The organism is Bradyrhizobium elkanii WSM2783, from assembly GCF_000472865.1.
Classification (GTDB): domain Bacteria; phylum Pseudomonadota; class Alphaproteobacteria; order Rhizobiales; family Xanthobacteraceae; genus Bradyrhizobium; species Bradyrhizobium elkanii_A.
Map to the genome: position 1 here is coordinate 41,518 of NZ_AXAP01000020.1, position 22,499 is coordinate 64,016.

The 22,499-nt window shown below is 63.9% G+C and carries 20 protein-coding genes; 14 read left to right on the forward strand and 6 right to left on the reverse strand.

From position 1 onward, the window contains the following. Positions 1-16: 16 nt before the first annotated feature. Positions 17-751, reverse strand: coding sequence for an SDR family oxidoreductase (locus tag YY7_RS0119030; RefSeq protein ID WP_028164600.1), 735 nt, complete (start codon positions 749-751; stop codon positions 17-19). 153 nt (positions 752-904) lie between these two features. After that, positions 905-2,713, reverse strand: a complete 1,809-nt coding sequence (locus YY7_RS0119035; protein WP_028164601.1) for an IlvD/Edd family dehydratase — start codon at positions 2,711-2,713, stop codon at positions 905-907. A gap of 221 nt (positions 2,714-2,934) precedes the next feature. Here YY7_RS0119035 and YY7_RS0119040 point away from each other — a divergent pair, with 221 nt between their 5' ends. From YY7_RS0119040 to YY7_RS0119110, 14 genes are all read left to right on the forward strand, one after another. Then, on the forward strand, positions 2,935-3,996 hold the full coding sequence (locus YY7_RS0119040) for an ABC transporter ATP-binding protein (RefSeq protein ID WP_028164602.1): 1,062 nt from the start codon (positions 2,935-2,937) through the stop codon (positions 3,994-3,996). Positions 3,997-4,153: 157 nt separating this feature from the next. Then, complete coding sequence (locus YY7_RS0119045) at positions 4,154-5,476, forward strand: ABC transporter substrate-binding protein (RefSeq protein ID WP_028164603.1); 1,323 nt, start codon at positions 4,154-4,156, stop codon at positions 5,474-5,476. Between the two features lie 114 nt (positions 5,477-5,590). Beyond that, a complete protein-coding gene (locus YY7_RS0119050; RefSeq protein WP_028164604.1) occupies positions 5,591-6,550 on the forward strand; it encodes a carbohydrate ABC transporter permease in 960 nt (319 codons plus the stop codon). Beyond that, on the forward strand, positions 6,543-7,451 hold the full coding sequence (locus YY7_RS0119055; RefSeq protein WP_028164605.1) for a carbohydrate ABC transporter permease: 909 nt from the start codon (positions 6,543-6,545) through the stop codon (positions 7,449-7,451). Before YY7_RS0119050 ends, YY7_RS0119055 begins: the two co-directional genes overlap by 8 nt. Before the next feature lie 44 nt (positions 7,452-7,495). Then, positions 7,496-8,482 carry a D-erythronate dehydrogenase gene (denD, locus tag YY7_RS0119060; RefSeq protein WP_028164606.1) on the forward strand — a complete coding sequence of 329 codons (987 nt, stop codon included), beginning with the start codon at positions 7,496-7,498 and terminating at the stop codon, positions 8,480-8,482. Positions 8,483-8,501: 19 nt separating this feature from the next. Then, positions 8,502-9,470, forward strand: coding sequence for a sugar kinase (locus YY7_RS0119065; protein WP_028164607.1), 969 nt, complete (start codon positions 8,502-8,504; stop codon positions 9,468-9,470). Then, entirely contained in the window at positions 9,467-10,114 is a 648-nt protein-coding gene (gene eda / locus YY7_RS0119070; protein WP_028164608.1) for a bifunctional 4-hydroxy-2-oxoglutarate aldolase/2-dehydro-3-deoxy-phosphogluconate aldolase, read from the forward strand. The genes YY7_RS0119065 and eda overlap by 4 nt, the downstream gene beginning before the upstream one ends. 54 nt (positions 10,115-10,168) lie before the next feature. Continuing rightward, complete coding sequence (locus tag YY7_RS0119075; RefSeq protein ID WP_028164609.1) at positions 10,169-11,335, forward strand: acetyl-CoA acetyltransferase; 1,167 nt, start codon at positions 10,169-10,171, stop codon at positions 11,333-11,335. A 148-nt stretch (positions 11,336-11,483) separates the two neighbouring features. Further along, the gene (locus YY7_RS0119080; protein WP_027579670.1) at positions 11,484-11,684 is read left to right on the forward strand and encodes a hypothetical protein; all 201 of its coding nucleotides are present in this window, start codon (positions 11,484-11,486) and stop codon (positions 11,682-11,684) included. Between the two features lie 130 nt (positions 11,685-11,814). Beyond that, complete coding sequence (locus tag YY7_RS0119085; RefSeq protein ID WP_028164610.1) at positions 11,815-13,014, forward strand: CaiB/BaiF CoA transferase family protein; 1,200 nt, start codon at positions 11,815-11,817, stop codon at positions 13,012-13,014. A gap of 11 nt (positions 13,015-13,025) precedes the next feature. After that, the gene (locus YY7_RS0119090; RefSeq protein ID WP_028164611.1) at positions 13,026-14,192 is read left to right on the forward strand and encodes an acyl-CoA dehydrogenase family protein; all 1,167 of its coding nucleotides are present in this window, start codon (positions 13,026-13,028) and stop codon (positions 14,190-14,192) included. 139 nt (positions 14,193-14,331) lie between these two features. Continuing rightward, positions 14,332-15,468 (forward strand): thiolase family protein, encoded by a 1,137-nt coding sequence (locus YY7_RS0119095; RefSeq protein ID WP_028164612.1) that lies wholly within the window; start codon positions 14,332-14,334, stop codon positions 15,466-15,468. After that, positions 15,465-15,824: a Zn-ribbon domain-containing OB-fold protein gene (locus tag YY7_RS0119100; RefSeq protein WP_028164613.1), complete on the forward strand. Its 360-nt coding sequence runs from the start codon at positions 15,465-15,467 to the stop codon at positions 15,822-15,824. Before YY7_RS0119095 ends, YY7_RS0119100 begins: the two co-directional genes overlap by 4 nt. 375 nt (positions 15,825-16,199) lie before the next feature. Continuing rightward, positions 16,200-16,727: a carboxymuconolactone decarboxylase family protein gene (locus YY7_RS0119110; RefSeq protein WP_028164614.1), complete on the forward strand. Its 528-nt coding sequence runs from the start codon at positions 16,200-16,202 to the stop codon at positions 16,725-16,727. A 181-nt stretch (positions 16,728-16,908) separates the two neighbouring features. On the opposite strand, the gene glsA is transcribed toward YY7_RS0119110, so the two are convergent. The 4 genes from glsA to YY7_RS0119130 all read right to left on the reverse strand — a co-directional run bounded on the left by glsA (position 16,909) and on the right by YY7_RS0119130 (position 22,431). Then, entirely contained in the window at positions 16,909-18,762 is a 1,854-nt protein-coding gene (gene glsA, locus YY7_RS0119115; protein WP_028164615.1) for a glutaminase A, read from the reverse strand. Positions 18,763-18,784: 22 nt separating this feature from the next. Further along, positions 18,785-20,860 carry a TRAP transporter permease gene (locus YY7_RS0119120; protein ID WP_028164616.1) on the reverse strand — a complete coding sequence of 692 codons (2,076 nt, stop codon included), beginning with the start codon at positions 20,858-20,860 and terminating at the stop codon, positions 18,785-18,787. Between the two features lie 47 nt (positions 20,861-20,907). Further along, a complete protein-coding gene (locus YY7_RS0119125; RefSeq protein ID WP_028164617.1) occupies positions 20,908-22,053 on the reverse strand; it encodes a TAXI family TRAP transporter solute-binding subunit in 1,146 nt (381 codons plus the stop codon). 156 nt (positions 22,054-22,209) lie between these two features. Beyond that, positions 22,210-22,431, reverse strand: a complete 222-nt coding sequence (locus YY7_RS0119130) for an acetyl-CoA carboxylase biotin carboxyl carrier protein subunit (RefSeq protein ID WP_028164618.1) — start codon at positions 22,429-22,431, stop codon at positions 22,210-22,212. Between the last annotated feature and the right edge of the window lie 68 nt (positions 22,432-22,499).

Here is a 22,499-nt window from a genome sequence, read left to right on the forward strand (position 1 = left end):
GTGTGCTTCCTTGAAATTAGAGTGTCCAGCCGCCGTCGATGGCATGCGCGACGCCGGTGGTGAACGCGCTCTCGTCGCTGGCGAGATAGACGGCGAGTGCGGCGATCTCCTCGGCGGTGCCGAGCCGGCCCATCGGCTGGCGGGCGATGAACATGTCGCGCCCCTGCGGGCCCGCGGCGGCGGCGCGCTGTAGCATCGAGGGCGTCTCGACCGTGCCGGGGCAGATGCAGTTGCAGCGGATGCCTTTGGAAATGAAGTCGGCCGCGACCGAGCGGGTGAGGGCGGCCACCGCCGCTTTGGTCGCTCCGTAGACGTAACGGTTCGGCGCGGCCTTGAACACGCCGGCGGCGGAGGCGATGTTCACGATCGCGCCACCGCCCGCGTCCAGCATGCCCGGCAGGAAGGCACGGATCGTGCGGTGCATCGACTTCACATTGAGGTCGAAGGAGAAATCCCAGTCCTCATCGGAGCAATCGAGCACCGTGCCGTGATGGACGAAGCCGGCGGCATTGAGCAGGATGTCAGTCTTGCCGACGCGCTTGGCCATCGCCGCGACCGCAGCGGTGTCGCGCACGTCCAGCCGCGCCACCTCGGCGATGCCCCCTTGCTTGAGGAGCGCGAGCTTCTCCTCGTCGATATCGGTGGCGAACACGGTGGCGCCCTCGCGCGCAAAGGCCACCGCGCAAGCGCGGCCGATGCCCACGGCCGCTGCGGTGACGAATGCGCGCTTGCCCTTCAGGCGGTCTGACATGTTGTCTCCCTTCATTCTGCCCGTCATTCCGGGGCACGCGAAGCGTGAGCTATGATGTGCAATTGCACATCAGAGAATCCATTTGTCCGCTCGCGTTTGTGGCGCAATGGATTCCGGGTTCGCCGCTTCGCGACGCCCCGGAATGACCCCGACCTAGTGATTATCCCTGGCCACCCCGACCTTGCCGGCGATGTCCTGATAGCGGGTGGCGAGTTCGAGGCAGGCGCCCGTGGCCTGCTGGCCGACGGTGGCGCGATAGAGTTCCTGCCACGGCGTCTGGTTCGCCGGATAGCGGAAGCCGCCATTCGCCTTCAATTCGGCATGCCGCTTCTTCACCTCGTCGTCCGAGATCAGGATGTTGGCGGTGCCTTTGTTCAGGTCGATGCGCACCCGGTCGCCGGTCTTCAGGATCGCCAGCCCGCCATCGGCGGCCGCTTCCGGCGAGGCGTTGAGGATCGACGGCGAGCCCGAGGTGCCGGACTGGCGTCCGTCGCCGATGCACGGCAGGGACAGGATGCCGCGTTTGATCAGCGCCGCCGGCGGCTGCATGTTCACGACTTCGGCACCGCCGGGATAGCCGATCGGACCGGCGCCGCGGATGAACAGCATGCAGTGCTCGTCGATCTCGAGCGAGGGATCCTCGATCCGCTTGTGGTAATCCTCCGGCCCCTCGAACACGATGGCGCGACCCTCGAAGGCGTTCGGGTCCTTCGGGTTGACCAGATAGCGGTCGCGGAACTCCTTGGAGATCACGCTGGTCTTCATGATCGCGGAATCGAAGAGATTGCCGCGCAGTACCAGGAAGCCTGCGTCCTTCACCAGCGGCTTGTCGTAGGTCCAGATCACGTCGGCATCGGGCCGGGCTGCATCCTTGCAGTTCTCGCCCATGGTGCGGCCGTTGACCGTCACTGCATCTTCATGGATGCGTTTGTGCGTCATCAATTCGCGCACCACTGAGGGCACGCCGCCGGCGCGGTGATATTCCTCGCCGAGATAGAAGCCGGCTGGCTGCATGTTCACCAGCAGCGGCACGTCGTGGCCATATTTCTGCCAGTCGTCGATCGACAATTCGACGCCGACATGGCGGGCGAGTGCGTTGATGTGGATCGGCGCGTTGGTCGAGCCGCCGATCGCCGAATTCACCACGATGCAGTTCTCGAACGCCTTGCGGGTGAGGATGTCGGAAGGCTTCAGGTCCTCCCAGACCATCTCGACGATGCGCTTGCCGGTCTCATAGGCGATCTGGCCGCGCTCGCGATAGGGCGCGGGGATCGCCGCGCATCCTGGCAGCGACATGCCGAGCGCTTCGGCCAGCGAGTTCATGGTCGAGGCAGTGCCCATCGTGTTGCAATGGCCGACCGACGGCGCCGAGGAGGCGACGACGTTCATGAACTCCTCATAATCGATCTCGCCGGCGGCGAGTTGCTCGCGCGCCTTCCAGACCACGGTGCCGGAACCTGAGCGCACGCCATTGTGCCAGCCATTCAACATCGGCCCGCCCGACAGCACGATCGCGGGCAGGTTCACGGTCGCCGCCGCCATCAGGCAGGCGGGCGTGGTCTTGTCGCAGCCGGTGGTCAGCACCACGCCATCGAGCGGATAGCCGAAGAGAACTTCGACAAGGCCGAGATAGGCGAGATTGCGATCGAGCGCGGCGGTGGGCCGCTTCCCCGTCTCCTGAATTGGATGGGTCGGAAACTCCATCGCGATACCGCCGGCTTCGCGGATGCCTTCGCGCACCCGATGCGCCAATTCAAGATGATGGCGATTGCAGGGCGAGAGATCGTTGCCGGTCTGCGCAATGCCGATGATCGGTTTGCCGGACTGCAGTTCCTGCCGCGTCAGTCCATAATTAAGGTAGCGCTCGAGATAGAGCGCGGTCATGCCGGGATTGTGCGGGTTGTTGAACCATTCACTGGAGCGGAGCTTGCGTTTGGTGACTGGCGTAACGGGCTTGTTCATTGTTTCTCCCCGAGCGCAAAAGGCATGCTGCACTGCACTCAGCCTTGTTTCATTGACGCGACTTTATGCACGTCGACCGACTGTTCGCAATTGATTGAGCGCCGCGATATTCAACTTTGATCCAACGACATGGCGAAAAAATTCTGCTAAGAGGCAACTCAACTTGAAGAGTGGGCAGGGCCTTTATGGTCCTAACCGCCGCTAGAATCGGAGGGAAATGAATGGCGTCGGTGCAGATTAGCGACGTGCGCAAGTCGTTCGGTGGGTTTGAAGTCCTGCACGGCGTGACTGTTCCGATCGAGGACGGTGCGTTCGTGGTGTTGGTCGGCCCCTCCGGCTGCGGCAAGTCGACATTGCTGCGCATGCTGGCGGGACTGGAGAACATCACCTCCGGGACGATCTCGATCGGCAATCGCGTCGTAAACAACGTGCAGCCGAAAGAGCGCGACATCGCGATGGTGTTCCAGAACTACGCGCTGTACCCGCATATGACCGTTGCCCAAAATATGGGCTTCTCGTTGAAATTGCGGAACGCGAACCAGCAGGACATCACCTCCCGGGTCAAGAAGGCCGCCGAAATCCTCGCATTGACGCCGCTCCTTGAGCGCTTCCCCCGTCAACTGTCGGGTGGTCAGCGCCAGCGCGTCGCCATGGGGCGCGCGATCGTCCGCGATCCCCAAGTGTTCCTGTTCGACGAGCCGCTGTCCAATCTCGACGCCAAGCTGCGCGTCGCCATGCGCACCGAGATCAAGGAACTGCACCAGCGGCTGAAGACCACGACGGTCTACGTCACCCACGACCAGATCGAGGCGATGACGATGGCCGACAAGATCGTCGTCATGCATGACGGCATCGTCGAGCAGATGGGATCGCCGCTCGAGCTCTATGACAAGCCCGACAACCAGTTCGTCGCCGGCTTCATCGGCTCGCCCGCAATGAACTTCCTCAACGGGCATCTGAAAGCCAACGGTCAGGTTTATGTCGAGACCGAGGAGGGCGCCCGGTTGCCGCTGGCGACCGCGCCGACCGCTTCCGACGGCAAGCCGGTGGTTTATGGCATCAGGCCCGAGCATCTCGACCTCGCCAGTGACGGCATCGAGGCCGAAGTCATCGTCGTCGAGCCCACCGGTTCGGAAACCCAGATCGTGGCGCGCATCGGCAAGCAGGACATCATTGCGGTGTTCCGCGAGCGACACGACGTCAAGCCCGGCGAAAGGATTCATTTGCGGCCGCGGGCGTCGTCCGCTCACCTGTTCGACAAGGACACCGGCCACCGTCTTTAGAGCATGATCCGGAAAAGTGGAGACCGGTTTTCCGAAGAAGATCATGCTCGAACAAAGAGCTAGAGCGGGATGACGATTCGAAGAAAAGTCATCACGCCCTAGGCGGCCGGATTAACTAGCCCAAGCAAGACCATAAAATTAAGGGAGAAGACTTGAAATGAATAAGTTTACGACCGATCGCCGCTCGCTGCTCAAGGGCGGTGCGGGCCTTCTGGCAGCCGCCGCGACGATGTCGGGCGACGAACTGCTGGGCTATGCGAAGGCCTGGGCGCAGACTTCGCCGTGGAAGCCGGAGCCGGGGGCCAAGATCAACCTGTTGCGCTGGAAGCGTTTCGTCGAAGCCGAAGACGTTGCCTTCATGAAGATCGTCGACGCCTTCCAGAAGGCCAACAACGTCACCATCAACGTCTCCAACGAATCCTACGACGACATCCAGCCCAAGGCGTCGGTTGCCGCCAACACCGGGCAGGGCCTCGACATGGTCTGGGGTCTGTATTCGCTGCCGTTCCTGTTCCCGAGCAAATGCGTCGATGTTACCGACGTCGCCGACTATCTCGGCCAGAAATGCGGCGGCTGGACTGACTCCGGCAAGGCCTACGGCATGCTCAACGGCAAATGGATCGGGATTCCCGTTGCGGCCACCGGCGGCCTCGTCAACTATCGCGTCGCCGCGGCCGAGAAGGCCGGCCACAAGGAGTTCCCGAAGGATCTCGCCGGCTTTGCCGACCTCGTGAAGGGCATGAACAAGAACGGCACGCCGGCCGGCATGGCGCTGGGCCATGCTTCGGGCGACGCCAACGGCTGGCTGCACTGGGCGCTGTGGGCCCATGGCGGCAAGATGATCGACAAGAACAACAAGGTCGTCATCAACTCGCCGGAGACCGCCAAGTCGCTGGAGTACGTCAAGGGCCTCTACGAGAACTTCGTGCCGGGCACGGCCTCATGGAACGACAGCTCCAACAACAAGGCGTTCCTCGCCGGCCAGCTTCACCTCACCACGAACGGCATCTCGATCTATGTGACGGCGAAGAAGGAAAATCCGCAGATCGCGGAGGACATGAACCATGCGCATCTGCCGCCCGGCATCGACGGCAAGACGCGCGAGCTTCATCTCGGGTTCCCGATCCTGATCTTCACCTTCTCGAAGTATCCGCAGACCTGCAAGGCGTTCACCGCCTTCATGCTGGAGCCGGACCAGTTCAACCCCTGGATCGAAGCGGCGCAGGGTTATCTGTCCCACTTCCTCCTCGGCTACGACAAGAACCCGGTCTGGACCGCAGATCCGAAGACGACGCCTTACCGCAGCGTGGCGCAGAGCGCGTCGACGCCGGCCGGCGAGGCGCAGATGAGCGAGAACGCGGCGGCTGCGATCGCCGACTTCGTGCTCGTCGACATGTACGCGAACTACTGCACCGGACGCGAGGATACGAAAACCGCGATGGCTTCGGCCGAACGCGCGGCCAAGCGCATCTTCCGCTAAGCGAACGGCCGGCGCGGAGTGCCGCGCCGGCCTTGGATGTGAAGGTGATCGGGGCGACGCTCGGCCGTGGGGGGCACGGGCCGGCGTTGCCTTCGATTTGGAGTTGGAGACGGAATGAGCACTGTCCAGACATCGATGCCGGCGCAGACTGCCGCTGCCGGCGAGCAGTCACTTTGGTCAAGACTGCGCGCCAGCCGTAACTGGGCGGCGCTGTGGTTCATGCTGCCGGCCGCGGCCTTCCTGATCCTGTTCCTGGCCTATCCGCTCGGGCTCGGCATCTGGATGAGCTTCACGGACGAACGCATCGGCCGTGCCGGCGTCTTCATCGGCCTGGAGAACTATCTATGGCTGTGGGACGACGCGATCTTCTGGCTGTCGGTCTTCAACACGATCCTCTACACGCTGATCGCCAGCGTCATCAAATTCGCGATCGGCCTCTATCTCGCGCTGCTCTTGAACCGGCACATGCCGTTCAAGGCCATGATCCGCTCGATCGTGCTGATTCCCTTCATCGTGCCGACGGTGCTGTCGGCGATCGCATTCTGGTGGATCTATGACGCCCAGTTCTCGATCATCTCCTGGTCGCTGATCAAGCTCGGCCTGATTGAACACAACATCAACTTCCTCGGCGACAGCACCTGGGCCCGCGCCAGCGTCATCTTCGCCAATGTCTGGCGCGGCGTTCCGTTCGTGGCGATCACGCTATTGGCCGGCCTGCAGACGGTGTCGCCCTCGCTCTATGAGGCCGCGACGCTCGATGGCGCCACCAACTGGCAGCGCTTCCGCTACATCACCTATCCGCTGCTGACGCCGATCATCGCCGTGGTGATGACGTTCTCGGTGCTGTTCACCTTCACCGACTTCCAGCTCATCTGGGCTCTGACCCGCGGCGGGCCGGTCAATGCGACGCATCTGATGGCGACGCTGAGCTATCAGCGCGGCATCATCTCCGGACGGCTGGGCGAGGGCGCGGCGATTGCGACCGCGATGATCCCGTTCCTGCTCGCCGCGATCGCGATCTCCTGGTTCGGCATGCAGCGCCGCAAGTGGCAGCAAGGATCGAACAATGACTGATTCAGCCCTGCAAACCAAAGCGCCGGCGTCGGCCGTGAGCGACGATTCCGAGGGCATGAGCTATCTGGAGTCGCTGCCGCGGCGCCTGATCACGCTCTATCTGCCGCTGTTCATCATCCTCGTGGTGCTGCTGTTCCCGTTCTACTGGATGGTGCTGACGTCGATCAAACCGGACGAGCAGTTGATCGACATGGAGAAGTTCAACCCGTTCTGGGTTGTCCATCCGACCTTCAAGCACATCAGCAAGCTGCTGTTCGAGACGCAGTATCCGCGCTGGCTTTGGAACACGATGTATGTGGCTGTCGGCGCCACCTTCCTGTCGATCGCGGCCAGCGTGCTGGCGGCCTATGCGATCACGCGGCTGCGGTTCAAGGGCGCCGACACGGTCGGCATCCTGATCTTCTTCGCCTATCTGGTGCCGCCGTCGATCCTGTTCATCCCGCTGGCCTCGGTGATCCAGGCCTATGGCCTGTTCGACTCGCCGCTGTCGCTGATCCTGGTCTATCCGACCTTGCTCATTCCGTTCTCGACCTGGCTCCTGATGGGGTACTTCAAGACCATCCCCTATGAGCTCGAGGAATGCGCGCTGATCGACGGCGCCTCGCGCTGGCAGATCCTGGCCAAGATCATCGTGCCGCTGGCGATCCCCGGCCTGATCTCGGCCTTCATCTTCTCGTTCACGCTGTGCTGGAACGAGTTCATCTATGCGCTGACCTTCCTGCAATCGACGCCGAACAAGACGGTGCCGGTCGCGATCGTCAACGAGTTCGTCGACGGCGACATCTACAAGTGGGGATCGCTGATGGCCGGCGCGTTGGTCGGCTCGCTGCCGCTCGTGATCCTTTACGCCTTCTTCGTCGAGCATTATGTGTCGGCCATGACGGGAGCCGTGAAGGAATAGCGCAGGCGCCCATCTAGCCCTGAAGAACACGAAGGAGTTGGGTCTTGCACGTTCTGATTCTCGGCGCCGCCGGTATGGTCGGCCGCAAATTGACCGACCGTCTGCTGCGCGACGGCCGCCTCGGCAAGCAGGACATCACCAGGATGACCCTGCAGGACGTCGTCGAGCCTGCAAAGCCGGCCAACGCCTCGATCCCGGTCACGGTGGTGGCGTCCGACTTCGCCGATGCCGGCGCCGCGGCGCCATTGATCGCCGAGCGGCCCGACGTGATCTTCCATCTCGCTGCGATCGTGTCCGGCGAGGCCGAGGCTGACTTCGACAAGGGCTACCGCATCAATCTCGACGGCACGCGCTACCTGATCGACGCCATCCGCGCGGTCGGCGGCGGCTACAAGCCGCGGCTGGTGTTCACGTCCTCGATCGCCGTGTTCGGCGCCCCGTTCCCGGAAAAGATCGGCGATGAATTCTTCCACACGCCGCTGACGAGCTACGGCACGCAAAAGTCGATCTGCGAGCTTCTGATCAACGACTATACCCGCAAGGGCCTCTTCGACGGCATCAGCATCCGCCTGCCGACGATCTGCGTCCGGCCGGGCCGGCCGAACAAGGCGGCGTCGGGCTTCTTCTCCAACATCATGCGCGAGCCGCTCGCCGGCGAGGAGGCGATCCTGCCGGTGTCCGAGGACGTGCGGCACTGGCATGCTTCACCGCGGTCGGCGGTCGGCTTCCTCGTGCATGCCGGGACCATGGACCTCAATGCCATCGGCCCGCGCCGCAACCTCAGCATGCCCGGGCTCTCCGCCACTGTCGGCGAGCAGATCGCAGCACTCGAGCGCGTCGCCGGCAAGAACGTCACGGCGCGGATCAAGCGGGTGCCGGATCCGACCATCATCGGCATCGTCTCCGGCTGGCCACGCGACTTCGTCACCGACCGCGCGCTGAAGCTCGGCTTCACCACGGCCGAGAAGACCTTCGACGACATCATCCGGATTCACATCGAGGACGAGCTCGGCGGCAAGTTCGCCGCGTAGTGTTCGTCGGAGTGCGGTCATGACGCGGGTAGCCTCTATCGGCGAATGCATGATCGAGTTGAGGCAGGCGCAAGGCGGAGCCCAAAGCGGGCACCAGGGCGGCCTCTACTCCCGGGGTTACGGCGGTGACACCCTCAACACCGCCGTCTATCTCGCGCGCCTTGGCGTCGACGTCGACTACATCACGGCGCTCGGCGACGATGCGTTGAGCGAAGAGATGATCGCCACCTGGAAGGCCGAGGGCGTCGGCACCAAGCGTGTCGCCCGGCTCGCGGGCAAACTGCCGGGTCTCTATCTGATCCAGACCGACGAGAAGGGCGAACGAAAATTCTTCCACTGGCGCGAGAACTCGGCCGCGCGCAAGCTGATGCATTTGCCGGAGACCGAGGATCTCCTCAATTCGCTCGCGACCTACGATCTTGTCTATCTCTCCGCCATCACGCTCTCCATCTACGACGATTACGGGCGAGGGCGCCTGATGACGGCCCTGAAGCGCGCGCGCCTGCTCGGCACGCGCTTCGTCTTCGATACCAATTTCCGTGCCCGCGGCTGGCCCGATCTGGCCGAGGCGCGCAGCGCCTATAGCGCGGCGTTCGAGGCGGCCGACATCGTGCTCGCCTCGATCGAGGATTTGTTGCCGCTCTATCCGGGCGCGGGCACCGAGGCGCTGCTCGCGGGCATTCCGAGCCCGGAAGTGGTGCTGAAGCTGTCAGAGCCGGCCTGCGTGCTGCGCTTTGCCGGCGGATCGCGGGAAGTGAGGGCCGAGCCGGTGACCCAGCCGGTTATCGACACCACCGCCGCGGGCGATAGTTTCGCGGCCGCCTACCTTGCGGCGCGGCTTTCCGGCGCCGAGCCGCCGGAGGCCGCGCGGGCGGGCCACCGGCTGGCCGGCGTCGTGGTGTGCTATCCCGGCGCGATCATTCCGCGCTATGCCATGCCGCCGAAGAAAGTGCCGCGGCCGCCGAGTTCGCGCAGGGTTTCGCAATGACATCAGCCAAACAGGAAACGCTGGTCACGCTGTTCAGCCAGGCCAAGGTCATCCCCGTCCTCACGATCGAGCGGCGCGAGGATGCGGTGCCGCTGGCGCGCGCCCTGGTCGCCGGCGGGGTGGTCACTCTTGAGGTCACTTTGCGGACACCGGTCGCGATCGAGGCGGCAAAGGCGATCATGGCCGAGGTGCCGGACGCGATCGTCGGCATCGGCACGATCCTGAGCCCTGATGATCTGGCCCGAGCCGAGTCGCTCGGCGCCAAATTTGGGATCAGCCCAGGCGCGACGCCTGAGCTTCTGAAGGCGGCGGCGGCAAGCAGCCTGCCATTCGCGCCGGGGATCGCGACCGCATCCGAATTGATGCAGGCGCTGGCACACGGCTTGGATCTCGCAAAATTCTTCCCTGCGGAATCGTCAGGCGGTATCAAGGCACTTCGGGGGCTGGCCGGGCCGTTCCCGAATGCGCGGTTCTGCCCGACCGGCGGCGTCGGGGAGGCCAATGCCGCCACCTGGCTGGCGGAGCCCAATGTGGTCGCGGTCGGTGGGTCCTGGCTCTGCCCGCCCGCGGAGGTCAGGTCCAACAATTGGGCCGGCATAACCGCCATGTGCGACCGCACCATGAAATCGCTGAAAGCCGGGTGAAGTCCGGTTACGGATCAGCTACAAGCGATCAGGAACATTTTTGGGAGAACGGCCATGACAGCCAGCATCGTGGGGTGGGCCCACACGCCTTTCGGCAAATTCGACGCGGAGACCGTTGAAAGCCTGGTAACACGCGTCGCCAACGAGGCGCTGACTGATGCCGGCATTTCGGCCGGCGACGTCGACGAGATCGTGCTGGGACATTTCAACGCAGGCTTCTCGCCGCAGGATTTCACGGCCTCGCTGGTGCTGCAAGCCGATCCGCAGTTCCGTTTCAAGCCGGCCACGCGCGTCGAGAACGCCTGCGCGACCGGTTCTGCCGCTGTGCACCAGGGAATCCGCGCCATCCAGACCGGCGCTAAATTCGTGCTGGTGGTCGGCGTCGAGCAGATGACGCGGACGCCGGGGCCGGAGATCGGCCGCAACCTGTTGAAGGCGTCCTATTTGCCGGAAGATGGCGACACCGTTGGCGGTTTTGCCGGCGTGTTCGGCAAGATCGCGCAGGCCTATTTCCAGAAATATGGCGACCAGTCCGATGCGCTGGCGCTGATCGCCGCCAAGAACCACAAGAACGGCGTCGCCAACCCTTACGCGCAGATGCGCAAGGATTTCGGCTTCGAGTTCTGCCGCGCCGAGAGCGACAAGAACCCGTTCGTCGCCGGCCCCTTGAAGCGCACCGACTGCTCGCTGGTGTCGGATGGCGCCGCCGCGCTGGTGCTGACGGATGCGGAGACCGCCAAGACCATGGGCAAGGCGGTGAACTTCCGCGCCACCGCCCATGCGCAGGACTTCCTGCCGATGTCCAAGCGCGACATCCTGCAGTTCGAGGGCTGCACGGTGGCCTGGCAGCGCGCGCTGGAGCAGGCCGGCGCCAAGCTGGCCGATCTCTCCTTTGTCGAGACCCATGACTGCTTCACCGTCGCCGAGTTGATCGAGTATGAAGCGATGGGCTTGACGCCGCGCGGGCAGGGCGCCCGTGCGATCCAGGAGGGCTGGACGCTGAAGGACGGCAAGCTGCCGATCAATCCGTCCGGCGGGCTCAAGGCCAAGGGCCATCCGATCGGCGCCACCGGCGTCTCCATGCATGTTATGAGCGCGATGCAGCTCACGGGACAGGCGCCCGAGGGCATGCAGTTGAAGAATCCCGAGCTCGCCGGCATCTTCAACATGGGCGGCGCCGCGGTTGCGAATTACGTTTCGCTGCTGGAGCCGGCGAAGTAGGCTGCGGACTGCCGTAGGGTGGGCAAAGCGAAGCGTGCCCACCATCAAGCATTCCGCTCGTGACGGTGGGCACGCTTCGCTTTGCCCACCCTACAATGCGACGCATTTGCCGCGGTACGCCGCGGCGCAGACTTTCGGAGCGTGTATCATGGGTAACGAAAGCTCGTTGTCGCTGGACGAACTCAACGATCGCATCGCGATTCTTGAAGACAATATCAGGCAGCTCATCGAACAGGCCGCCGCGGCATCCGGCGAGCAGAACGAGGCGCGCATTGCCGACCGCATCAGCCAGCAGAATGATGAGCTCGAGCGGCTGATGAAGGAGCGCGACGCGCGGTCGACAAGATAATCCGCTACCCGCCGCGCATACGCCCATACGCGCCGCGCGCCTTGATCTTGCGGACGCCCTGCCGTTACTAGGTCCCCGGAAGCGATAACGCGGCCGTGATTGGCTGCCTTTCTGAGAGGATGACGAGGCCATGGGACCGCTGGATGGCATCAAGGTCGTGGACATGACGACCGTATTGATGGGGCCGTATGCGACCCAGACGCTCGGCGACTACGGTGCCGATGTCATCAAGGTGGAATCGCCCGACGGCGACGTCACGCGCCAGATCGGCCCGACGCGCCATGCCGGCATGGGTCCGGTGTACCTCAACACCAACCGCAGCAAACGCTCGATCTGCCTCGACTTGAAGAAACCGGCCGGGCGCGAGGCGGTGCTGCGCCTGATCGCGAAGGCCGATGTGCTCGTCTACAACGTGCGCCCGCAGGCGATGGCGCGATTGCAGCTCGGCTACGACGTCGTCTCCAAGATCAATCCGCGGCTGATCTATGCAGGCGTGTTCGGCTTCGGCCAGGACGGACCGTATGCCGCCAAGCCCGCCTATGACGACCTGATCCAGGGCGCGACGGCGCTGCCGGCGCTGATGGCGCAGACCTCGGACGGCGTGCCGCGCTACGTGCCAAACGCGCTGGTCGATCGCATCGTGGGATTGACCGCGGTCGGCGCGATCTGCGCAAGCCTCGTGCATCGCGACAAGACCGGGCAGGGCCAGCGCGTCGACATCCCGATGTTCGAGACCATGGCCGGCTTCGTCATGGGCGACCATATGGGCGGCCTCACCTACGATCCGCCGCTCGACCGCGGCGGCTACAAGCGGCACCTGTCGCCGGACCGGCGCCCCTACAAGACGAGCGACGGCTATATCTGCGTGATCGTCTACAACGACAAGCAGTGGGACAATTTCTTTACCGCGATCGGGCGCGACGATCTGCGCGGGGATTCGCGATTTGCGACCTTCGCCGGCCGCGCCGCCAATATCGATTGCGTCTACGCCGAGCTTGCGCGCATCCTCAAGACCAAGACCACCGCGGAGTGGAACGAGATTCTCGAGAAGGCCGACGTGCCGGTCATGCCGATGCACGATCTCGAGACCCTGTTGCAGGACCCGCACATCGTTGCAACCGATGTGTTTCCGGTCATCGAGCATCCGACTGAAGGTCGCATCCGCAGCATGAAGGTCTCGGCGCGCTGGTCGGAGACGACAGCCGAGCCGAAGCGGCTCGCGCCACGGCTCGGCGAGCACAGTGTGGAGGTCCTGCGGGAGGCTGGTTTCTCCGCAAGTGAGATCGCCGCCATGCTCCGGGACGGCGTCACCAAGACACTCGACAACTAGGACAGAGACAGATGGATTTTGCGCTCTCGGCCAACCAGGAATCCATCCGCGATGCTGTGGCAAAAATCTGTGCGCGCTTTGACGACGCCTATTGGCTGAAGAAGGACAAGGAGGGCGGCTACCCCGCCGACTTCCACCGTGCACTGGCGGAGGCGGGCTGGCTCGGCATCTGCATCCCCGAGGAATATGGCGGCTCCGGGCTCGGCATCACGGATGCTGCGATCATGATGCGCACGATCTCGGAGTCCGGCGCTGGCATGTCGGGCGCGTCAGCCGTGCACATGAACGTGTTCGGGCTCAATCCGGTGGTCGTGTTCGGCACCAAGGAGCAATGCCAGCGCATGCTGCCGCCGATCATCGATGGCCGCGACAAGTCCTGCTTTGCGGTGACCGAGCCGAACACCGGGCTCAATACTACCCAGCTCAAGACCCGCGCGGTACGCAAGGGCGACAAATACATCGTCAACGGCCAGAAGGTCTGGATCTCGACCGCGCAGGTCGCCAACAAGATCCTGCTGCTGGCGCGCACCACGCCGCTGGAGGAGGTGCGGACGCCGACGCAGGGCCTGAGCCTGTTCTATACAGATTTCGACAAGCAGCGCGTGACCGTGCACGAGATCGAGAAGATGGGCCGCAAGCCCGTCGACTCCAACGAATTGTTCTTCGAGAACTTTGAAATTCCGGTCGAGGATCGGCTCGGCGAGGAGGGCCGCGGCTTCGAATACATCCTGCACGGCATGAATCCGGAGCGCATCCTGATCGCGGCCGAAGCGGTCGGGCTGGGCAAGGTCGCGCTGTCGCGCGCGCAGGCCTATGCCAAGAGCCGCATCGTGTTCAACCGCCCGATCGGCATGAACCAGGCGATCCAGCATCCGCTCGCCAAATGCTGGATGGAGTTGGAGGCCGCGTGGCTGATGGTGCTGTCCGCTGGTTGGCACTACGACAATGGCCTGCCATGCGGGCCGGCCGCCAATTCGGCGAAGTTCCTCGCCGCCGAAGCCGGCTTCCGCGCCTGCGAGCAGGCGGTGATGACCCATGGCGGCTTTGGCTATGCCAAGGAGTATCATGTCGAGCGCTACCTGCGGGAATCCCTGATCCCGCGCATCGCCCCGATCAGCCCGCAGCTCATCCTGAGTTTTGTCGCCGAGAAGGTGCTCGGGCTGCCGAAGTCGTATTGAGGATGGCCGCGGTGATTCACCCTGTCATTCCGGGGCGACGCGAAGCGGCGAGCCCGGAATCCATCTGGCCGCATGCGAGGAGGCGCAATGGATTCCGGGCTCGCGTCTTCGACGCGCCCCGGAATGACGGAGAGCGACCATGAGCTTCATCACCGGTGTCGGGCTCACCTCATTCGGCAAGCACGAGGGCTCATCCTCGCTCGATCTCATGAGCAAGGCGGCTGAGCTTGCAATTTCGGACGCCGGCGTGAGGCGATCGGAGATCGATGGTATCCTGTGCGGCTATTCCACAGTCTCGTCGCATATCATGCTTGCGACCGTGTTCGCCGAGCATTTCGGCATTCGCCCGTCCTATGCCCATGCCGTGCAGGTCGGCGGCGCCACCGGGCTCGCGATGACCATGCTGGCGCATCATCTCGTCGATGCCGGCGTGGCGAAGCATGTGCTTGTGGTCGGCGGCGAGAACAGGCTGACCGGCCAGAGCCGCGACGCTTCGATCCAGGCGCTCGCCCAAGTCGGTCATCCCGATTACGAAGTGCCGCTGGGTCCGACCATCCCCGCCTATTACGGCCTCGTTGCTTCGCGCTACATGCACGAATACGGCGTCACCGAGGAAGACCTTGCCGAATTCGCCGTGCTGATGCGCAAGCACGCGCTGAGCCATCCCGGCGCGCAATTCCACGACCCGATCACGGTCGCTGACGTGATGGCTTCAAAGCCGGTGGCGAAGCCGCTGAAGCTGCTCGATTGCTGCCCCGTTTCCGATGGCGGCGCTGCGTTCGTGATCAGCCGCGAGCGGACCGGCGACATCGGCGTGCGCATCCGCGGCTGTGCGCAGGCGCATACGCATCAGCATGTCACCGCCGCGCCGGCTTTGAGTGAACTCGGCGCCGAGATCGCGATCGCCAAGGCCAAGGCGGTCTCCAGCGTTGCGATCTCCGATGTGCGCTATGCGGCGGTCTACGACAGCTTCACCATCACGCTGGCGATGCTGCTCGAAGATCTCGGTCTCGCCAAGCGCGGCGAGGCAGCCGCGCGCGTGCGCGCCGGCCACTTCAATCAGGACGGCGAGATGCCGCTCAACACCCATGGCGGCTTGTTGAGCTACGGCCATTGCGGCGTCGGCGGCGCGATGGCGCATCTGGTCGAGACGCATCTGCAGATGACCGGGCGAGCCGGCAACCGCCAGGTCCGCGACGCCTCGGTCGCGCTCTTGCATGGCGATGGCGGCGTGCTGTCCTCGCATGTCAGCATGTTCCTGGAGCAGGTGCGATGAGCGGCAAGCTTGCAGACTGGACCAGCGGCGCGGAAGCGATCGTCTACCAATCCTGCACCGCTTGCGGCGCTGTGCAATCTTTCCGCCGCAGCTTTTGCGCCGCCTGCGGCGCGCCCGATCCGCAGGAAAGGCGCGCCAGCGGGATAGGGACGGTGTACGCGACCTCGCTGGTCTGCCGCGCCGCGACGCCCGAGACGCGCGCGCATGTGCCCTACAACATGGTGCTGGTCGACACCGCCGAAGGTTTCCGCATGATGGCCCACGGCGAGAATGATCTTGCGATCGGCGACAAGGTGACCGCGCGGTTTGCGCAGTTCGCGGGCCGCGTGGTGCCGTATTTTGAAAAGGTTAGATGATCGCGGTCACCGCCAATAGAGCACAATACTGGCGATGACGACCATTGCCGTCACCGCCAGCATTTGCGCGAGCGCTTCCGAGGCCGCCCTCCTGGTGGCTTCCTTCATGCCTGTCTCCCTAGACTTGGGCGTGACTCATCGTGGCGCGGAAACCGCGCAAGCGACGGCCTTTTAGATTGGTACTCTCGGAACACCCCGCGTCGGACATTCGCTCTGATTGAGTCCCCACTCGGCGAATATCGACGGTAGCAGGGTCGGTCAGCATTGCGGCGGCATTTTGACTCGGCTGTGTTGCTCCTGCGTCAAGCGGCGGATAGTGTTTTGAAACTTAACGGAACCGAAGCAAATCGAGAAAAAAGAACGAGACGGAAAAGAATGGCCCGCATCGAATACAGCGATCCCGCCAAAGCCAGCGATCGCACCCGTGAAATCCTCGACAAGAATCGCAACGCCAACATCTTTCGCATGATGGCGCATTCGCCCAGTTATTTTGAGCAATATTGCCGGCTCGGTGGCGCGATCCGACACAGAGGCGAGCTTGATCCTGTTGTCCGCGAGCTTGCGATCACCCGCACCGGCATCCTGTGCGAAGCTCCTTACGAAATCGTCGCGCATAAACGGATCGGCAAGAATGTCGGCGTCACCGACGAACAGAACGAAGCGTTGGAGAATTGGCAGTCCGCCACCTGCTTCAACGACGTGCAGCGCGCCGCGCTCGCTTTCACCGATGAGATCGTCAAGCTCAACAAGCCGACGGATGCCACCTTCAATGCGATCGCCTCGAAACTGACGCCAGCCGCGCTCGTCGAATTGCAGCTCTCGGTCGGCTTCTACATCATGACCTCGAAATTCCTCGAAACGTTCGAGATCGACCTGCAGCCGGTATCGGAAGTGGTGGGTTGATAGGGACTGTTGCCGCGAACTCCTTCGCCTCGCCCCGCCTGCGGGGAGAGGCCGGATCGCATCGCCAGATGCGATCCGGGTGAGGGGCTGCCTCCGCGAATATAACTGGCACCGTGTTCGCAGAGGCAGCCCCTCACCCAACCCTCTCCCCGTAAGAACGGGGAGAGGGAGATCGATAGGCCTACGTCGCCGTCAGCAGATCGACCTTCGCGTTTGCGACGATCAGCCGGTCGGCGAGCAGTTGCGCGAGGTTGCGCATGATCCGCTCGCCGGCGCGCGGATGCTGCTTGCGGAACCGTTCGAAGTCGCACAGCGGGATTTCCCAGGCGGTCGCAGCCTGGTCCGCCAGGACGTCAGCGGAGCGGACCGGTTCGATCAGCGCCATCTCGCCGAACGCCATGCCGGCGGTGAGCGTCGCCAGGCGGACGCCGTCGGGCAGGGTGATGTGCACGACACCGCTGCGCAAGAAGAACAGCGAGCCAGCGGCATCGCCGGCGGAGATGATCTTCTCGCCGGAGCGGTAGGTGTGGGTCGAAGCGAGCGACGCGAGGTCGGTCAGCTCTTCCGCGCTCAATCCGGCCAGCAGCGGCTGCTCGGACAATTCCGTGGTCTCGAAGAAATCGATCGAGCCGCCATAGCGGTAGACGATCTGGTCCTCCGCCCATTCGATTGCGGTATCGAGCAGGTAGAAGTCCCTGATGTTGCCGAGCTTGGCCGTCCACTCGCGCAGCGTCTTCCATTCCGTCGATGAGCGTTTGATTCCGGACAGGATCACGGTGACGCCGAGCGCGGCCAGTTCCTCGAAGGCCTCCGCCACCAGCCGCGCGCCGGCACGGGTGGTGGAGGTGACGCGGTGCAGGTCGAACACGACGAATTGCGGCCGCCGCTCCGAGGCCATCCGCCGCGACACGTAATCGACCGCGGAAAGCGACAGCGTGCCGACCAGTTCGATGATCCGCACCTCCTCGTGATGCGCCGCGAGGATGTCGCGCTCATGCGGGCGGCGGACGCGGCGCGACGGGCTCTTGCCGATATTGTAGTCGGCGATGATGCTGGTGCGCGCATCGTCGCTGCGGTTGAGCATATGCAGGTCGTAATGCGAAGACAGCGCCTCGCAGACCTTGATGCCGCGCACGCTGTTGCCGTGCTTGTCGAGCTTGGGCGAATAGCTGCCGAGCCCGAGCCGTGCCGGCAGCGCAGCCAGAATGCCGCCGCCGACGCCGCTCTTGGCGGGAATGCCGACGCGATAGATCCATTCGCCGGCGAAATCGTACATGCCCGACGAGGTCATCACCGAGAGCGTGCGCGAGATCGCATACGGCGTCATCACTTGCTTGCCGGTCACCGGATTGATGCCGCGATTGGCCAGCGTTGCCGCCATGATCGCGATATCGCGCGCGGTCACCAGCACCGCGCATTGCCGGAAATAGACATCCAGCACGGAGGCAACGTTGTCCTTGATCACCGCATTGGTGCGCAGGAGATAGCCGATCGCCCGATTGCGGTCCCCGGTCGTGCTTTCGGAAAGATAGACCGCCTCGTCGAGCGCGAGCTCGCGCCCGGCGAAGCGGCCGAGCGCCTGCCGGATATAGTCGAAGGCGGCATCGCCCTTGGCCTCATGGATCAGCCCGGTGCAGGCGATGGCGCCGGCATTGACCATCGGGTTGAAGGGATGGTTCTCCGCATTCAGCCGGATCGAGTTGAAAGGATCGCCCGACGGCTCGACGCCGATCGCGCTTTCCACCCGCGCCGCCCCCAGCGTGTCCAGCGCCAGCGCGAACACGAATGGTTTGGACATCGACTGGATGGTGAAGGGCACCTTGGTGTCGCCGACCTCGTAGACGTGACCGTCGAGGGTGGCGAGGCTGATGCCGAAATGGGCAGGGTCGGCCTTGCCGAGCTCGGGGATGTAATCGGCGACGGCGCCACCGGTCTCGGCGGCGAACTCGTCGTGGCATGACTGCAGGAACCGCAGCAGAGGCGGTCTTGAGCGGGTCCAGGCGGTGGCGCTGGAAGGAGGCGGCTCGGATTTCATCGCCGCCTGTTGTGCAACGCAATCAGGGGGCGCGCAACTGGTTCGGTATTAGCGCCTGCCGCCGGACCAGGAGCAGCGCGATCAGGACCGTCGGCACCAGGATGGCAAGGCCAAGCAGCGTCACCTGCATCTGCGACAATGGCATGATGCCGCCGCCAGGCGTCGCCACCACGAAGCCGCCGATCACGAGCAGCACCCGCAGCGGCCATTCCAGCGCGCCTGCGCGGCTGAGATCGCCGACAAAGGCCTGATAGCCCTGGATGCCGCCGCAAATGAACAGCGTACCCAAGGCGGCAAGCGCCATCAGGCCAAGCCCGGCGAGATAGGGGGAAGGTCCCTGCAGCACCAGCGCCGGGTTCAGCACGAAGAAGAACGGGATGAAATAGATGATGCTGCCGACCCACATCGATTCCCAGCCTGTCTTCATCGCCGGCGATCCGGCGATGCCGGCCGCCGCAAATGAGGCGATCGCGACCGGCGGGGTGATCGACGACAGCATGCCCCAGTAGAAGATGAACATGTGCACCGCCATCCGGTTCAGCCCGAGCTTCTCCAGCGCCGGCGCCACGAGGATGGCGAGGAAGATGTAGCACGCCGTGGTGGTCAGCCCGAGGCCCAGGATCAGGCTGGTGAATGCGCACATCGCCAGCAGCAGGAAGGCGTTGTCGCCCGCAAGCGTCAGCAGGTCGTTGGCGAGGCTCGAGACCACGCCGGTCATCGAGAATGCGCCGATCAGAAGCCCGCAGCCGGCGAGGATGCCGACCAGCTCCACGAAGGTGCGGCCATTGACCTCGAGGAATTTCGCGATCGTGGCCCAGGTCCAGCGCGTGTCCTTCGAGAAGAACTGGTTCAACACCAGCAGCAGCGCAGTGGCGTAGAACGGGGCGTGGCTCTCGCGCTTGAAGTAGAGCAACATCACGATCAGCAGCGCGATCACGAACACGTAGTACCAGCCGGACTTGAGCGTATCCATGACCCGCGGCAGTTCGGCGCGCGGGATGCCTTTCAAGCCATGACGCGCCGCATAGGAGTCCACCTGCATGAACAGGCCGATATAATAGAGCGCGGCGGGAATGATCGCGGCGACCGCGACCTCGGCGTAGCTGATGTTCAGGAACTGCGCGATCACGAAGGCGGTGGCGCCCATCACCGGCGGCGCCAGCACCGCGCCGGTCGAGGCGCAGGCCTCGATGGCGCCGGCATAGGAGGCGCGGAAGCCGCTGCGCTTCATCACCGGGATGGTCATGGTGCCGGCAGTGAGCACGTTGGAGATGATCGAGCCGGACATCATGCCGAGCAGTCCGCTCGCGAAGATGCAGACCTTCGCCGCCCCGCCGCGGAACGTGCCGCACAGCGCAAAGGCGATGTTGATGAAGAATTTTCCGGCACCCGTCATCATCAGCGCGGTGCCGAACACGAGGAAGCCGATCACGGTATCGGCAAAGGCCTGGATCGGAATCCCAAGCAGGCTCTCGCCCGAGAGCACATGATAGGCGGTGGCCTGGTCGAAGGTGAGTTCGGAGCCACGAAACGGCCCGAGCCATTTGGCCTCGGCAAACAGCGGATAGACTGTGAAGGGGAACACGCTGAGCAAGAGGCTCCAGCCGCCGGTGCGGCGCAGGGCCTCCATCAGCATCGCCCACATCACGACGCCTGCAATCAGGACGTTGCGCGGCGCGCCGTCGGATTCCCAGCCGTACTGCGCGGCCTTGCGGATGTTGAGCATCAGCCAGATCGCCGCAGCAAACGTCAGCACGAACAGGAGAAGGTCGTACCAGGGAATCCGGTCGAGCGGCGCGCTCCCCGTTCCCGGAAAGATCAGGAACGTGAACGGCAGCATCAGCGCGATCAGCAGATAGAAATATTCGGTGTTGAGCTGGGTGTAGCCGATCAGGAAGCGCAGCGAGAATTGCTGGTTGATGCAGAGCAGGATGGTGGCCGCGGTCGCGATCACCAGCGCCCAACGCCAGCCGCCGCGCAAGCTGCGCACGCGCGTGACCTCGGCCTCCTGCATGTTGCCCGCCCCGGCATGGGGATCTTCGAACTCGATCCTCTTCGGCGGCGCGGCCACGGCGCTATCGAGCGGAGAAGCTGACATCAGGAGATCCCCACAATGGCGTTAGCTTGCAATGGAAGCTGGTGGCTTTATTCAAAGCCGTTCGACATGTTGGCCTTGGCAAGCGCTGCCGCGCGCGCCTTCATCCAGCCTTCCAGGAACGCCTTCTCGTCCGCGGGCGGATTGGACTTGCCATATTCTGTCCAGGCGGCGGTGAGCACGTCCTGGCGCTTGAACAGCGCGTTGTTGTGGGCCTCCTGCTGGTCGGTCCATTGGCCCGCTTCCTTCAGCGCCCTCACGGCGCCGGGATGCACCGGCGCGACCCAGTTCTTGGTCTGCCTATCGGCGGCAAGCCCGCTCGCGCCTGGCGCGGAATCCTTGTAGGCATCGTAGTTGACGATCATCGCCTTGGTGATGGCGTAAATCTGGTCCGCGGGCACGGATGCATAGGCGACGAAGATCGGGTAGGGGTAGTTTGCGAGGTTGAGCGGCTTCTCTGGCGAGATGCCGGCGCCACAGGTCGCGCGATGCGGGAAGAAGAACGAGCCGACCTTCTGCACCCGTTCCCATCCGGCCTTGTCGTCAGCTGGAAGCGGCGGCCAGATCAATCCGCGCGGCGAGGTCTCGGCTTCCTTTGCGGGCCCCGTGATGGTGGTGCCGAAGGCAGCGTCGGTGTCGTTGTTGATCAGGCCCTTCCACATCGCGCCATAGCTTGCGAATTCGACGGCCTTGACGTCGGACTGCTTGAGACCGCCGAAGGCGAGGATGGCGAGCGAGTTCTGGTTCAGCGCGGGCGAGCCGACCACGAAGCCGACGCGCTTGCCCCTGAGATCCTTGATGTCCTTGACGCCGATATCGGCGGCGACGCCGAGCGAGGCTGCATTGCAGTCGACCGTGGACAACAGGAGTTGCAGCGGCTGCGGCCCCCATTCCTTGGCGCCGAACTCGAACACGCCTTCCTGCGCGAAATAGGTGCCGGACCCCATCGCCGACATCACCGCGCGCTTGGCGCGCAGCGGCGCCAGCCGCGCCACGTCATTGCCCGCCGGCAGCACGCGGAGGTCGGTGCCGTACTTGTCCTTCATCATCTTGCCGACACCGACCGCGATGTTGAATCCCGCGGTTCCCGTGTCGTAGGCGGTCACGCCCATCGTCGGCGGCAGCTTGATGTCTTCGGCGAGCGAAGGTCCTGATACGAGTAGGGTGACGCCGAGCGCGAGCAGACGACGGATCATGATTCCTCCCTGATGTTTCGCTACGCGAAACTTGTTGTTTGCGAGGATCATTGCATCGCATCGCGATGATGGCAACGGCGCACCGTTGGCGCGCACTGCCACCATCGTTGCATCACCGGACAGATTGTCGCGGATCGAGCCTTGAATGTGTGCGCGTCAGGTCTCGACGATGGCGACCGCCTGTCCTTCGGCGATCACGTCGTCGACGCTGACGAGGATCGACTTGACCGTGCCCGACGCGGTCGACGTCACCGGAATCTCCATCTTCATCGCCTCAACCAGCGCGACCTCGTCGCCATCTGCGATGCTGGCACCGGCCTCAACGGGTATTGCGCATACACGGCCGGCCACTTCGGTGATGATCTTGATATCTGGCATTCCACGCTCCCCATCCGTTTCGCGAAACGCATAGCGCTCTGCGAACGGCTTTTGTTGTGGCCGCACAT